The 14,534-nt window shown below is 42.3% G+C and carries 10 protein-coding genes and 1 tRNA gene; 4 read left to right on the top strand and 7 right to left on the bottom strand.

Annotated elements, in window-relative coordinates:
• The 7 genes from BHC51_RS06645 to BHC51_RS06675 form a co-directional block, all read right to left on the bottom strand.
• The coding region (locus tag BHC51_RS06645) for an ESPR-type extended signal peptide-containing protein (protein WP_257384783.1) at positions 1–1,341 on the bottom strand (1,341 nt) is incomplete at its 3' end.
• Positions 1,342–2,177: 836 nt separating this feature from the next.
• Positions 2,178–2,248, bottom strand: a tRNA-Glu gene (locus BHC51_RS06650).
• Between the two features lie 777 nt (positions 2,249–3,025).
• Positions 3,026–4,306 carry a phosphoribosylamine--glycine ligase gene (purD, locus tag BHC51_RS06655; protein ID WP_100153605.1) on the bottom strand — a complete coding sequence of 427 codons (1,281 nt, stop codon included), beginning with the start codon at positions 4,304–4,306 and terminating at the stop codon, positions 3,026–3,028.
• 82 nt (positions 4,307–4,388) lie between these two features.
• The gene (locus BHC51_RS06660) at positions 4,389–4,997 is read right to left on the bottom strand and encodes an IMPACT family protein (protein WP_100153606.1); all 609 of its coding nucleotides are present in this window, start codon (positions 4,995–4,997) and stop codon (positions 4,389–4,391) included.
• Positions 4,994–6,046: a threonine aldolase family protein gene (locus BHC51_RS06665; protein WP_100153607.1), complete on the bottom strand. Its 1,053-nt coding sequence runs from the start codon at positions 6,044–6,046 to the stop codon at positions 4,994–4,996. The genes BHC51_RS06660 and BHC51_RS06665 overlap by 4 nt, the downstream gene beginning before the upstream one ends.
• A gap of 194 nt (positions 6,047–6,240) precedes the next feature.
• Positions 6,241–7,185: an electron transfer flavoprotein subunit alpha/FixB family protein gene (locus BHC51_RS06670; protein WP_100153608.1), complete on the bottom strand. Its 945-nt coding sequence runs from the start codon at positions 7,183–7,185 to the stop codon at positions 6,241–6,243.
• A 10-nt stretch (positions 7,186–7,195) separates the two neighbouring features.
• Positions 7,196–7,945, bottom strand: coding sequence for an electron transfer flavoprotein subunit beta/FixA family protein (locus tag BHC51_RS06675; RefSeq protein WP_100153609.1), 750 nt, complete (start codon positions 7,943–7,945; stop codon positions 7,196–7,198).
• A 1,006-nt stretch (positions 7,946–8,951) separates the two neighbouring features.
• Between BHC51_RS06675 and tsaA the strand changes: the two genes are divergently transcribed.
• The 4 genes from tsaA to BHC51_RS06695 all read left to right on the top strand — a co-directional run.
• A complete protein-coding gene (gene tsaA / locus BHC51_RS06680; protein WP_180296452.1) occupies positions 8,952–9,635 on the top strand; it encodes a tRNA (N6-threonylcarbamoyladenosine(37)-N6)-methyltransferase TrmO in 684 nt (227 codons plus the stop codon).
• Between the two features lie 300 nt (positions 9,636–9,935).
• Entirely contained in the window at positions 9,936–10,853 is a 918-nt protein-coding gene (lpxC, locus tag BHC51_RS06685) for a UDP-3-O-acyl-N-acetylglucosamine deacetylase (RefSeq protein ID WP_100124368.1), read from the top strand.
• Positions 10,854–10,968: 115 nt separating this feature from the next.
• Positions 10,969–11,331, top strand: a complete 363-nt coding sequence (locus tag BHC51_RS06690; protein ID WP_100099895.1) for a hypothetical protein — start codon at positions 10,969–10,971, stop codon at positions 11,329–11,331.
• An 810-nt stretch (positions 11,332–12,141) separates the two neighbouring features.
• A partial coding sequence (locus BHC51_RS06695; RefSeq protein ID WP_218966387.1) for an ESPR-type extended signal peptide-containing protein occupies positions 12,142–14,534 on the top strand: 2,393 nt, incomplete at its 3' end.

A 14,534-nucleotide genomic window follows, 5' to 3' on the forward strand; every position in this document is an offset into this window, starting at 1 on the left:
GCCCTCAGCCGTGGCTTGAGCACCGTTACCTATAGCAACCGCATCAAGACCACTAACAATAGTTTGATTACCCAATGCTAAACCGTTGCCTGCGCTGACACTGGCATGATTACCAATGATAGTTGCACTGGCATCTGAGTTAACAATATCTATTTTATTATTATTACCAATAACATGTACACCAACATTGGCAGCAATGATATTGTTGTTACCAAATATGGCTGTGTCAGAAGCGGTAATAGCATCTTCAGAGGTTTTACCAGTATTGCTGTTACCCAAGGATAAGATATGGTTGCCGCTGATACGAGTTTTACCTGTAGCAGCTGTTTCCAGCGTACCGTCTTCTTGTTTGAACTTGGTGGCTGTTGCAGAGCTGCCGATAGCAATCGATCCCTCACCCGAAATATCATTATCGGAACCGATACTGATACTTTGCTTGCCTGAAGCTTTACTATTATTACCAATGGCCACTGCCGAATCCACACCGGCCTGAGATTGCACCCCTACTGCCACGGTGCTATTAGCAGAAGCTTTTGCCTGCAAGCCAAGCGCTACACTTCCGTTTCCATCAGCGGTAGCTACAGAACCTAAAGCAACACCAGACACACCTGTAGCCTGCGAAGAAATACCAATGGCGTTGGAGGCGCGGCCACCGGCCAGCGCTGCTATACCAAATGCCTGCGCTCCACCAGCTGTACTGGTAGCATTGGTACCAAAAGCAAGGCCATGATTACCGGTTACATAAGCTGCACAGCCAAGAGCAAACGAATTAATACCAAAGGCTCTTGGTAATAGGTTTGTCACGCCACCTGTATGTCCGTTTTGATAGCCTCCGTGACCGGTAGTAACCTGAGCAACCCAGTTTTCTGCAGCCTCTGTTGTACCATAGGGATTAAACTCTTTATTTCTAGCAGTAAATTTCCAATTCTGTGCAAAACGCAAATATTCCTCTAATGGAGTTAGTGCATTTGCAGCGTTTCCTATGGTCGAACGCGATTTAACATGATCTGCACCGCAATAATCGTTATTATCTCCAGCCAGAATAACTGAGTTATTACTTAAATTATTATTACCGGCTCCGGTATCAGAGCCAACCGAAGTAAATCCGGTTAAGCCTGCACGACCAGCAGCATAAGCATTGGGAATTGCTAACGATAGATGCACAAGCGAGGCAAGCAACCCCAGCTTGAATGCATTCATGCCAGATTTACCTAATGATGGCAATGACGCACCAGTCTGGCCGGAAACGCTATTTGCCTTGGTTTTACTTTTAGCTAATTCGGAAGCAGCCACCCAGGTGCGGGTAGATTCATTCCATATCGCACGATATATTTTATTCAATTGGTTTACTCCTAATTTTTAAAATCATGCGTTTATCAAAAATATCCGGATAACTTAAAATTACGTTAAATTTTTAGTTAAAGTATTAAGTAATATAACATAAATATTTGTATAATTGTGGTTAAACAACTACTACCGTTTGATTGGCTGAGTGGCCACTGAGTCTGATGTATAATAAATTATATTTTCTAAACAATAAATTATATAATTTTTATGTTTTAAGCAAGTATTTACACAGACAATATATTAATTGTTCATCTATTATTAAATGTATTATAAAAGCGACAATATGCTGAATAACTCAGCTTCTGGGTTGTCATTACTAGTTAATAGTTATCTGACCAGATACTTAGCTTCTAAGTCATTGTTAACACTTTTAAGCCGACTCAGGTAAATAATTTTTATTTAACTGCTCTTCATCAGTAAGGCATTAACATTAATTAAATAATAAAAGCTACTGTAAACCAATAGTATAGATGAATATTCAACGCCCGTACAGTAACTTTTATTGGGTTAAAATTATATATCGGGCAGATTTATAACAGAATCTGATGCAGAGTAACTAAATCAGCTAAAATTTAATCTTGTGGATAAATCTGTGGATATTGTTTCTGAATCCAAATTTTTTCTGCTAAAAAACAAGTCTAATTTACTTAATTAGATAATAAGCCTGTGTATAACTACCATTGATACTCTGTTTTTGCACAAGGAAACTGTGTTAATAGACTTGTCACAATCAAAACAATACTTATACTCTGGTAAGGATGACGAGGATATTTTTAGCAGATATAGTTTCCAATAATTTATTTAGCCAGAAACCATTTTAAAACTGCCGGAACGGATAGCGGGATTTGAACCCGCCCGAATGGCTTGAGAAGCAGTTATGCTGCCACTACATCATATTCGCATAAAAGAATTTACGGTATATCCACTGATAACATCAGCATAACAGTACCGGATAGATAATAATCATAAACCCGTTATCAACAAACAAGCATACTAGTTAGAGCGAAAGTATTGTCAGGCACTAAGGAAATCTTAATTATCAGTAAAAACAATAGCAGGGGTTATGAGATGCAGCAATGATAAATCAATAGTTTAAACCGGCATACACCTTAACCACGATAGATTAAACCTGTACTGAAACAGTATTGATATTCACTTATGATAATTGAGCAAAAATATCCTTCCAGACCTTTAGAAATTAGAATCATTTAATGTAAATAGAAACAATTCTGCACAGACAAACAGGCTGAAGAAACCACGTAAAAATACGGAATTAAGCCTTTGTTAAAGAAATGAAAAACCGGCATTTTATCAGGAACAGGCAAATAACTGCCTTTTACATAGCTTTTTTATCCCGATAGTTGTCCACATAACCATCAATACGCAACAATAACGGCTATGGTGTCCTGCTTTTATACTTATCAACAGGTAGACAGAAAATGACTGCTACGTAAATTTTATCCACAAATTATTGTATAAATGGGTTGCAGCTCTAACCATAGGAAATAAAAAAAGTGATGGCTGCGCTGTAATCTACGGCAGGTAGGCAGCCTATTCAGACAATCTTGAAATCCATACACTCATGTTGAATGGATTTCAGATGTCAGTCAGAATAAAACACCCTTCGGTAAAATAGCTGCAAGCAGACAGATCATGGCTACTAATATGTAAAACCAGTTCAGTTATCCACAGTTTGCAACGCTTTGGCACCGATGTCATGCCGGTATTGTATTCCATCAAAATGTATTGGCGCTAGAGCAGTATAAGCTTGTTTTTGTGCAGCATTAACATCAGCTCCCAAACCTACTACACACAACACTCGCCCACCGTTAGTCACCAGTTGATGATTGGCGTTCAATGCTGTACCGGCATGAAATACCTTACCGGCCTCATTGGCGGCAACAACACCAGAAATCACATCACCGGTGCGGGGAGACTGTGGATAACCTGTAGCAGCCAGAACCACACCCACAGCAGCCTGACTACTCCAGTTTGCAGCTACTGTGTTAAGCCGGCCAGCCAATGCAGCCTGTATCAGCTCCACCAGATCACTTTGTAATCGGCACATAATCGGCTGAGTTTCTGGGTCACCAAAACGACAGTTAAATTCTATTGTATATGGAGCGCCAGTTGCATCAATCATCAGGCCGGCATACAAAAAGCCGCGATAAGGGTGGCCATCTGCCTGCATGCCTTTTACCACAGGTAGAATAATTTCCTCCATTACCCGTTGATGCACAGCCTCAGTAACCACCGGTGCAGGGGAATAAGCACCCATTCCGCCAGTATTTGGTCCCTTATCGTGGTCGAGTAAACGTTTGTGATCCTGACTGGTGGCCATGGGTAAAACATGTTCACCATCCACCATAACAATAAAACTGGCTTCTTCTCCCTGTAAAAACTCCTCAATAACTACTCTGGCTCCGGCAGCACCCATGGAGTTGTCGAGCAACATATTGTCTATCGCCTGATGAGCTTCGGCCAGTGTCATGGCAACGATTACGCCTTTGCCTGCAGCCAGACCATCTGCTTTAATCACAATCGGGGCACCTTTTTGATTGATATACTGATGTGCAGCTTCTGCATCAGTAAACGTCTGATACGCAGCCGTGGGTATACCTTCTCTGGCCATAAATGCTTTGGCAAAATCTTTGGAACTTTCCAACTGGGCACAATACCGGCTCGGTCCAAACACCGGCAGACCAGCAGCAGTAAAATCATCCACAATACCGGCAGCCAGAGGTGCTTCCGGCCCCACTACTGTAAATGTAATCTGCTGCTGGCGACAAAATGCAATCAGCTGCTGATGGTCACTGATTGCAATATTGTGCAGTTTCGGTTCTGTCGCAGTGCCGGCATTACCCGGAGCCACATATACAATACTTACCTCAGGCGACTGTGCCAAACGCCAGGCCAGAGCGTGTTCACGCCCGCCTCCACCTATAACCAATAATTTCATATAGCCCCCCTTCTCCAGAATATGGTTTACAGCTTGTTAGCTAACCATTCACCATGTGTTTCAAGCAAAAAATCAGCGTTATTCAGCTATCCAGTTTAACATCAATGGCTCGCTGCTGTCGTAAAACGGCCAGACCACTTTCCAGCTGGGCAAGCGGTATACGTACATGCAGGCAGCACTGCTGCTGTAAATCCTGCTGCAATACTTGTGCCTGTTGCTGCTTGCACCAGCGCAATGCTTCACTCAAATGTGCATAATCACAGTAAAGCTGTAGTTGCTGGCATACATCCAGACGAACTTTTTCAGCACTTGCTATTGCTGCAGCGGCAGCAGTTTTATAGGCATGAATCAGCCCCGGTACGCCAAGTAAAGTACCACCGAAATAACGTATTACCACTACAAGAACATCTGTGATGGCCGCAGAATCAATCTGTCCGAGAATCGGCCTGCCGGCACTGCCGGCAGGTTCACCATCATCATTAGCACGATAACGATTGCCATCCACGCCCAGACGCCATGCATAACAACAATGACGTGCCTTGTGATGCTGTTCCCGCAATGTCTGCACATGCTGGCGGATTTCAGCTTCACTCTGTACCGGCCACACAAAAGCCAGAAAGCGGCTGCCTTTATCCTTGAATTCGGCTTGCGCCGGTGCGGCCAGTGTTGTGTATTGATAAATCATACTCATGCTTTTGCTACAGCCTGCTTGATGGCAGCCACAAAAGCATCAACCTGTTGAGCTGTTGTATCAAAACTGGTCATCCAGCGCACTTCTCCTTTGTCTTCATCCCAGTCATAAAAATGAAACTGCTGATGCAAACGGGTACGGGCTGAAGCCGGTAAAACAGCAAATACAGCGTTGGCCTGTGTTTTCTGGGTAAAAGTAATATTTTCAACCTCAGCCAGTGATGCGGCCAGACGTGCCGCCATCAGATTACTGTTGGCAGCTAAATTCAGCCATAAATCATCCTCCAGCCAAGCCAGAAACTGGGCAGACACAAACCGCATTTTTGCCCCAAGCTGAGCATTGATTTTACGTAAATACGGCATAGCTGCATGAGTATCGGGGTGCATACTGATAATACATTCGCCCTGTAACATTCCGTTTTTAGTGCCACCCAGATTCAGCATATCCACACCGGTATCAGTAATCATGGTTCTGACATCAGTATTCTCTGCTACCAGTGCATTAGCCAAACGGGCACCATCCACATATAGCTGCATATTATGCTGATGACAGTAATCGGCCAGATTACGGATTTCCGCCACACTGTAACAAGTGCCCAGCTCAGTAGTCTGGCTGATATAAACCACTACCGGCTGAGCACGGTGCTCTATGCCAAAGCCTCTGACCTGTTTTGCAATCTGCTGCGGAGTTAATTTACCATCAGTGGTAGCAACAGTTAACAGCTTAACTCCAGCCATATGTTCAGGCGCAACACCTTCATCACACTGAATATGCGCACTATCGGCACAGATTACCGCACCCCAGCGTGGCAATAATGCCTGTATAGCGGTTATATTTGCACCAGTACCATTGAAAACAGGAAAAGCTTCTGCCTGTTCACCAAATAATTGTTTTATTTTCTGCTGTAAGGCTATGGTGTAAACATCTGCACCATATGCAGGCTGGTGACCGCCGTTAGCCACCATCAATGCCTGTAAAATTTTCGGGTGAACACCTGCGTAATTATCGGAGGCAAAAGCATAACTCTGATTGTCATGTAAACAGTTCATGGGGTTAAGCCAGATAAAATATTATCAACAGTATTTTAAAGCTGCCTAAATACGGTTTATATTCAGGCAGTTTACCGGTAACAAAGAGCTATAAAAATATTTCTCATCCCGGTGACAGCCGTTAATCGGCTTGCCACACTGGCTTCCAACAGTAATGTTTCACGTGAAACATCGTCAAAGCAGCAATTGCTAAGTCAGTGTACGATCGCTTTTATCTGCTGGATAAGCTCAGGAACAGCGGTATGCAGATCAGCCACCAAGCCGTAATCTGCAACTTTAAAAATAGGTGCTTCTGCATCTTTGTTAATAGCCACAATTACTTTACTGTCTTTCATTCCGGCCAGATGCTGGATGGCTCCAGAAATTCCGATAGCAATATATAAATCTGGTGCCACTATTTTACCTGTTTGCCCTACCTGACAATCGTTGGGGGCATAATCTGCATCTACAGCCGCACGCGAAGCACCAATAGCCGCATTCAGAGTATCGGCCAGCGGATTCAGAAGAGCAGCAAAGTTTTCTGCACTGCCTAGCCCACGTCCGCCACTTACCACAACTTTAGCTGTGGTCAATTCCGGATGTTCGGATTTTGTCAGGCTACGATCAACAAAACGGCTCAGTTGCGGCGCGTCTACAGCAGCAATATTTTCAACAATAGCCTGACCTGCTGTTACTTCAGCCAGTGCAAATGCGGTTGTACGGATGGTAAGTAACTGTTTTGGCTGTTCACTCCGTACAGTCTGAAACGCGTTGCCAGCATAAATCGGGTGAACAAAGGTTTGAGTATCAACAATTGAAGTTACATCGGAAACTGGAGCACAATCAAGTAGAGCGGCTACACGTGGCAGCAGATTTTTACCAAAGCTGGTAGCAGCAGCAATAATATGGCTATATGAATCAGCCAGTTGCACTATCAATGGAGCCAGTGTTTCAGCCAGCCCCTGAGCATAAACAGAAGCGTCAGCGAGCAGAACTTTACGCACACCGTTAATTTTCTGAGCCTGAACAGCAACATCTGCCACATCATGCCCTGCTACCAGAATATCCACTTCACCCAGCTGGCTTCCTGCCGTTACCGCAGATAAAGTTGCCTCATCCAGACAGGATTGCTGCTGTTCAGCAATAATCAGTACAGACATCAATATCTCCTTAAAAAACTTTAGCTTCGTTGTGCAATTTATCAGCCAGTTCGGCAACATTTTGTACCTGAACACCGGCTATTCGCTCAACAGGTTCGGTAACCTTCAGCTGTATCAGTCGCGGGCTGATATCCACACCCAGCTCAGCTACAGTTTTTTTCTCCAATGGTTTCTTTTTTGCCTGCATGATATTGGGCAGCTTGATATAGCGAGGTTCATTCAAACGCAAGTCAACACTGATCACCGCAGGTAATGTCAGCGCCAGCCGCTCCTGTCCGCCATCAATTTCACGGGTAACCAATACTTCATCGCCAGCCAGTTCTATTTTACTGACGAAAGTGCCCTGAGCAAGCTGCATCAGAGCGGCAAGCATTTGTGCAGTCTGATTAGCATCATCATCAATTGCCTGTTTTCCCAGCAAAAATAATTGTGGCTGCTCTGTATCGGCCACAGCCTTCAACAGTTTAGCCACAGCCAGCGGCTGAAGCTCGTCATCTGTCTGCACATGAATGGCGCGATCAGCACCCATGGCCAGAGCAGTGCGCAGGGTTTCTTCACATTGTTTCACCCCGAGCGACACCACAACCACTTCAGTAGCTTTACCAGCCTCTTTCAAACGCACAGCCTCTTCCACAGCTATTTCATCAAACGGATTCATTGACATTTTTACATTGCCAATATCCACATCTGATTCATCAGCTTTGACGCGTACTTTGACGTTGTAATCAACAACACGTTTTACCGCTACCAATACTTTCATCCGAACCATCCTAATACAGAAAATCAGCTAATTAATATGATTCAACTGTTACCATAATTCCTAACTAACCTGACATAGTAACATAAGTATAAGCAAACTGCCGATAATCAGTTCTTAATCACATTCTGCTGGCATGATTAGCCTGTGGATAATATTCAGCCATCTTATCTAATGCTGGCACTATCTTTGTCACAACACTGCCATTGTTCAGCAATAATACAAGTAACAATGATAGCCGATGTTTTTTGTCTGCTATAACTGATTAGCAAGTTAACAGCTATTTCAGAGTTTATTTTGTATCTGTATAGTTATATTTTTACTGCGGTAATAAAACTGCTGTTTACTGAAATACGGGGCTAAAAAAACTTATAATATAAATCATAAAGTTAAGCCCTCCCCTCCCCTGTCAGACTTATCCACAAGCAGAGACAATATGCCGTAAACAGACACAGAACTCAGGTTTCGCTTTGCATTATTCGAGATAAAAATCAGTCTGTATCTGCTCTGAGATAATTCAAATTGAACTACCGGCTCGCCATCACTATTAATTATCCACAAGGAGTGCATTTATGTGCTTTGTCAGATTCAGTTTACTGTGTTGGCAGCCGTGTTACTGTGCATAAGATGTATTTTTGAAATTGCAAACGGATGTTGTCAAATAAAGGTGCAGTATCCAGAAAATCAGCCTGTTTAATCCGTACGCAGATATATGCCTGATATCCGTTGAGCAGATTAATAAAAATTTAAAATAATCAATTTGTTATTGATTAAATTTATCTTAATTCAGGATAATACGCTTAATTGCAAAAATTACCAGTATAGCCAGCATAAGCTGGAAAAAGTATCAGTTAAAAAATTAATCCAAGTGTAAACAATAAACTGAATATTTTATCCACAGCTTATATACATATATATACACTTGTTCCCTATAATAACTGCTATTCAGATAAATAATGATGTGTTCAGTTTTATGCCTTATTCCTCCACAGCCTCAAATGTACACTGGATGATTCAGCCAATTGGCTACATCTGTTCCCCGTATAAACAAAAATTTGGTGTTGCCCGCCAACCCGGCTTGGTACCGGCAGCGCAGGCATATATAGATTTATCTGCTGAATTCACCGCAGATTGCGTACGCGGATTAAGTGATTATGAATATATCTGGGTGCAGTTTGTTTTTCATGCCACAGTTAAAGATGGCTGGCAGCCTCTGATCAGGCCTCCGAAACTGGGAGGTAAAGAAAAAAAAGGCGTTTTTGCTACCAGAAGTCCGCACCGGCCAAATCATCTTGGTTTATCACTGGTGAAACTGGAGCTGATTGAATACCGGGAACAGATCCGTTTGCATGTAAGCGGGGTGGATTTTCTGGATCAAACTCCAGTTGTTGATATTAAACCCTATATTCCCTTTGTTGAAGCCAAACCTGACGCAGGCTGTGGTTTTGCATGTGAACGTGAGTTACTGAATGTGCACTGGTCACAGGAAGCTTTACAACAGCTTGCCTTATTTTCTTTAGATTCAGATTATTATCAATTGGTTAGTCAGAGTCTGGCGCAAGATCCCCGACCGGCTCATCAACATCATGCAGACAAAATTTTTGTTATGCATCTGTTTGACTGGGATGTTTTATTTAAGGTTAAAGACAATGTTGTTGAAGTAACTGCTTTGAGAGAACATGTGCAGAATTAAATTATTATTCAAATAGAAATATAAATAATAAAATGATGGGGACAAAGATGAAGCCATACATCCTGTGGATAATTTAAAATATTTTTATTAATCATAGTATTGTTTATTGATAAGTCTGAATCTGCTTCTGGGTATGGATTGTGGATTGTGTGGATAAGTTTAATGAAAATTACGCTGATTGTGAATAACTTGCGGTAATCAATGCTGATAGCAGAAATTTATCCACTTTTTGATAAAATTCATTACTTCAGCCAGCAAAATTCGCTACTATAGTGCTATCAGCTTAATCAGGAACAGGATATGTTGCAGCGTACATTAGCAAAAAGTATCAGCGTTACAGGAGTGGGTTTGCATTCTGGTGAGCGGGTACGGCTCGGGCTGCATCCTGCTGCCTCGGATAGTGGTATTCGTTTTCGGCGTATTGATCTGGCCGGAGAACAGAACCGGATTGTGCAACTAACTCCTGAACTGATTAACGATACGCGTTTGTCCTCTACGGTAGTCACTACAGATGGTATTCGTGTCGGTACCATAGAACATATTATGTCGGCATTTGCAGCCTATGGTATTGATAATATTCTGGTGGAGCTGAATGCGCCGGAAATTCCGATTATGGATGGCTCCAGCCTGCCTTTTATTTATCTGTTGCAGGATGCGGGTGTTATTGATCAGCCTGCCGAAAAACGGTTTTTACGTATTAAACAGCCGGTGATGCTTGCTGAAGGAGACAAATGGGTAAAATTTACTCCGCATGAAGGATTCCGAGTTACTTTAACCATAGCTTTTGACCATCCGGTTTTTAATCGCAGTAACCAGACTTTTCAGATCGATTTTGCTGGCCAGTCTTATGTGGATGAAATATCGCGGGCACGGACTTTTGGTTTTATGCAGGAAGTAGAGCTGATGCGCAGCCATAATCTGGGATTGGGCGGAAATCTGAGTAATGCTATTGTAATTGATGATATGGATGTTCTTAATCCGGAAGGATTACGCTATCCAGACGAGTTTGTGCGCCACAAGATTTTAGACGCCATTGGCGACCTTTATACACTTGGGCATCCGATTATCGGTGCGTTTGAAGGCTACAAATCCGGCCATGCAATCAATAATGCTCTGTTGCGTAAATTACTGGCTCAGCCGGATGCATATGAATGGGTAACTTTTCCTCATAACCGGCAACTGTCTCCGGCCTTTCACCATCTACCTCAGGCTGCTTAAAGGTAAACTATAACATTGCTCAGGCGCTGAATATGCTATAATGACCGGCACCATCAAAATAGCATGGCCGGAAAAATATTATCTGGCTTAATATTTACTATTCTGGGATAAGAGAATGAACTATCAGGCTGTTGTAGCACAATTACTCAACGTAGAAGGTGCGCTGGCAGCTGCTGTGGTTGATTATGATAATGGTATGCTGATGGCCGGCAGTGCGATCAATAAATTTGATCTGGAAATAGCCGCAGCCAGCAGTACCGAAGTTATCCGATCAAAAATCAAAACCATGCAGATGCTGGAGCTGAATGATGAAATTGACGATATACTTATCACGCTTGATCACCAATATCATCTGATCCGGCCGCTGAAAAAGCTTGGCAGCCTGTTTTTGTATTCGGTACTTGACAGTAACAGAGCCAATCTGGCTCTGTCCCGTCGTGCCCTGATTGATGTTGAAAAGCAGATGGCGCAGTATTAGTCTTTGCTGTATCCGTTACCCTGCTGGCCGGAAAATTTATTATTTTACATTCAGCCCCGATTAACATGCTATTCATTTTAATAGTATGTTTATTTCTATAATATATGCATATTATTTCTGGAAAACTTATGCCTGTATGGGCGAATACTAACTAATTATTCTGGTTTGAATTAACCGGCAGAGATTTCTATATACTTCAAGACTGATAGATATGCATTTGGCTTACAGTATTTGACAGATTTACTGATCGTAGTAGGTATACGTGTAAAGCAGCTATTTTTTTGCAATGTGACAGTTTACGCTATTCATCATATATATCAGCAACAAGTGCAGCAGTGTTTATTTAAAGCAGCTTCCAAAGAGTGGCTAATACTGAATTGCCCGATTTTAAATTGAGCACAAATATTTTTATTATATTTTATTTATCATATTAAGAAATAAATTATTTATTCCTGGTATTTAAAAATGTGTTAACCAATAGATTATTTTTTAATCAGGAATAAAGAGCTTTTAAGCGGATAATTGTGGTTTTAATAAGACAATAATAATATCTAAACAAAGTATTTAAGAAACATATATATATGTAAAGATAAAAAAATATTTCTTAAAAAATATATATTTTTCAAATATTTGTACTCGTAAAAAAAGAGGCTGTTAGCGGGCGTGCTGATTAATATCCGGTGTTATCAACCACATGCAAACAAATATTTATGTTATATTACTTAAAGATTTAACCTAAAAATTAACTATATTTTTTAGTTATCGAAAATTTTTGTTTGACGGCATGATTTCTAATCAGGAGTAAACCAATTGAATAAAATATATCGTGCTATATGGAATGAAACAACCCAGACCTGGGTGGCAGCTTCCGAACTAGCTAAAAGCAAAACTAAATCTGATACCGTTTCCTCTTTGCCAGCTACTAGCCAGACAAGCAGCAAACGCAGATTTGCTGCAATTTTTAAACTGAGCCTTGTCGCTTCATTTTTGAATCTATCATTATTGGCACCAAATGTGTACGCAGCCAATGCTGCGCTTATCGGTCATAGTAATATGGGTGATAATTCCCCGACTCAAGGCTATAAAGATAAGAACGATAATGTGTTAGCAAGCCATGGTTCCATTATACTTAATGGTGCAAATGATTTTGCAGCTACCGGTGCGCCCAACAATCCTTTGTCTTGCGGTGCCGATGAGGTTACTGGCAGAGGCGATCCTGGACGTACTATTTCTGGTACTTCAATAACTGCGTTAGAAGAATATTTACGGTTTGCTGAAGATAGATCCTACGGAGGTAAAAACCCTTATGGCACAACAACCGGCTCTGTAGATGCTAGGCAAGCTGCCATGCAGGGAGAGCTCACCGGAGGAGCCATAAGTAAAATGCCTGTAGCTTATGGCGTATATTCTTTTGCCTCTGGTTGCGGTTCTTATACAAGTGGTAATTATTCAATGGCTTTTGGTACCAATGCTACGGCTACTGCAGGTGGTGCAATGGCTATTGGTACGGCTGCTCTGGCTTCCGGACGTGCCTCAATTGCTTTTGGTGTTGGTGCTGAGGCTACCGGTGTTTCGAGTGTGGCTTTGGGTTCGGTAGCTTCGTCTAATGGTGTAGGCAGTGTGGCAGCCGGCCTGATGTCTCAGGCCAGTGCAGATGGTACTGTAGCACTGGGGGTACAGGCGGAGGCTAAAAATAATTCAGCTGTAGCTATTGGTAATTCTGCGCAGGCAACAGGTGAACAAAGCATTAGCATCGGTTCGGCTAATCAGGTTAGCGGCAAGAGGTCTGGTGCTATTGGTGGTTCTAATGCAACTACTCAGTATGACAAAGACAATGGTAAGCAGACTACTGCTGCTTCCGGTATGACTATTGTAACAGGTGACGGAAGCTATTCTTTCGGTAATCAGAACGGCACTATTGCTGCTGATAATACTGGTGTATTTGGTAACAGGAATACTATACAAACCGATTCAGAAGGTGTAAATAAAGCTGATAATATCAGAATATTAGGTAACGACAATACTGTTACTGCACAGGCTGGCGGTGCCATGATAGTGGGTAATGCCGCTAATGTAAGTGCTGCCAATGGTCTGGCACTGGGGAATAACACTCGCGTTAGTGGAGCTAATGGTGTTGCTATTGGTGCAGGTGCAATTGCCGAGGGTGAGAATGGTGTAGCCTTGGGCAGTGGATCAGTGGCTTCTGGCAATGTCGTGGCTATTGGCAATGCCAGCGCTGGTATCACCCGACAGATTACCGGACTGGCCGCAGGTACACTGGATACTGATGCTGTAAATGTGGCTCAGTTAAAAAGTCTGGATGCTTCCACATCAACCAGTATTTCTTCGCTGTCTTCTTCCACATCAACCAGTTTATCTGCGCTTGAAGATGATTTCACGAATTTGAGTACTTCTACTTCTTCAAGCATTCTTGAAGCTACAAAGGAACTGAAAAGTATTTCAACTTCTGTTGATGGCCACATTTCCTCTACTGGTGCTACATTAACCGAGTTGCAAACATCTGCTTCTACCAGTATTCTAGAGTTGCGAGATAATGCATTACAGTGGAATAATGAAGTACAGGCTTATGATGCAGCCCATCTTGCATCGGGAGCAAAAACAGCAAAAATTATTAATGTTCAAGATGGTGATATTACTACAAAGGATTCCACTGACGCCGTTAATGGTGGTCAGCTATATACAACCAATTCAAATTTGTCTAGTTTATCTTTGAGCGTTTCCAGCAGTATAAATGAACTATCAGATAAGCTGGTTTCCTCAAATACAACAGACATTATCAGCCTATCTACAATGGCCAGCAGCATTGGTGATACTGTTGGAAAGCTACAAAAGGATGCGCTGCAATGGAAAGATGGCAGCTATAGTGCAGACCACGGTACAGACAAGGCGCAGATAATTACCAATGTGTCTGCTGGCCATGTAACACCAGATTCAACGGATGCCATCAACGGTTCACAGCTGCACAGTCTGTCAACTGTGACACAGACAGGACTGGATACTGCTACTTCAGGCCTGAACAGCCTGTCGCTGTCGACAGCAACAGGTCTGAACAGCCTGAGTTCCAGTATAAATTCCAGCCTGAGCAATGCTACTGAGGGTGTGACAGAATTAAAACAGAATGCATTGCAATGGAATAACAATATCGGAGCCTATGATGCCGCTCGAAATGGAGATGCTAAAAG

The sequence above is a fragment of the Snodgrassella alvi genome, from assembly GCF_002777745.1.
Taxonomy (GTDB): domain Bacteria; phylum Pseudomonadota; class Gammaproteobacteria; order Burkholderiales; family Neisseriaceae; genus Snodgrassella; species Snodgrassella alvi_D.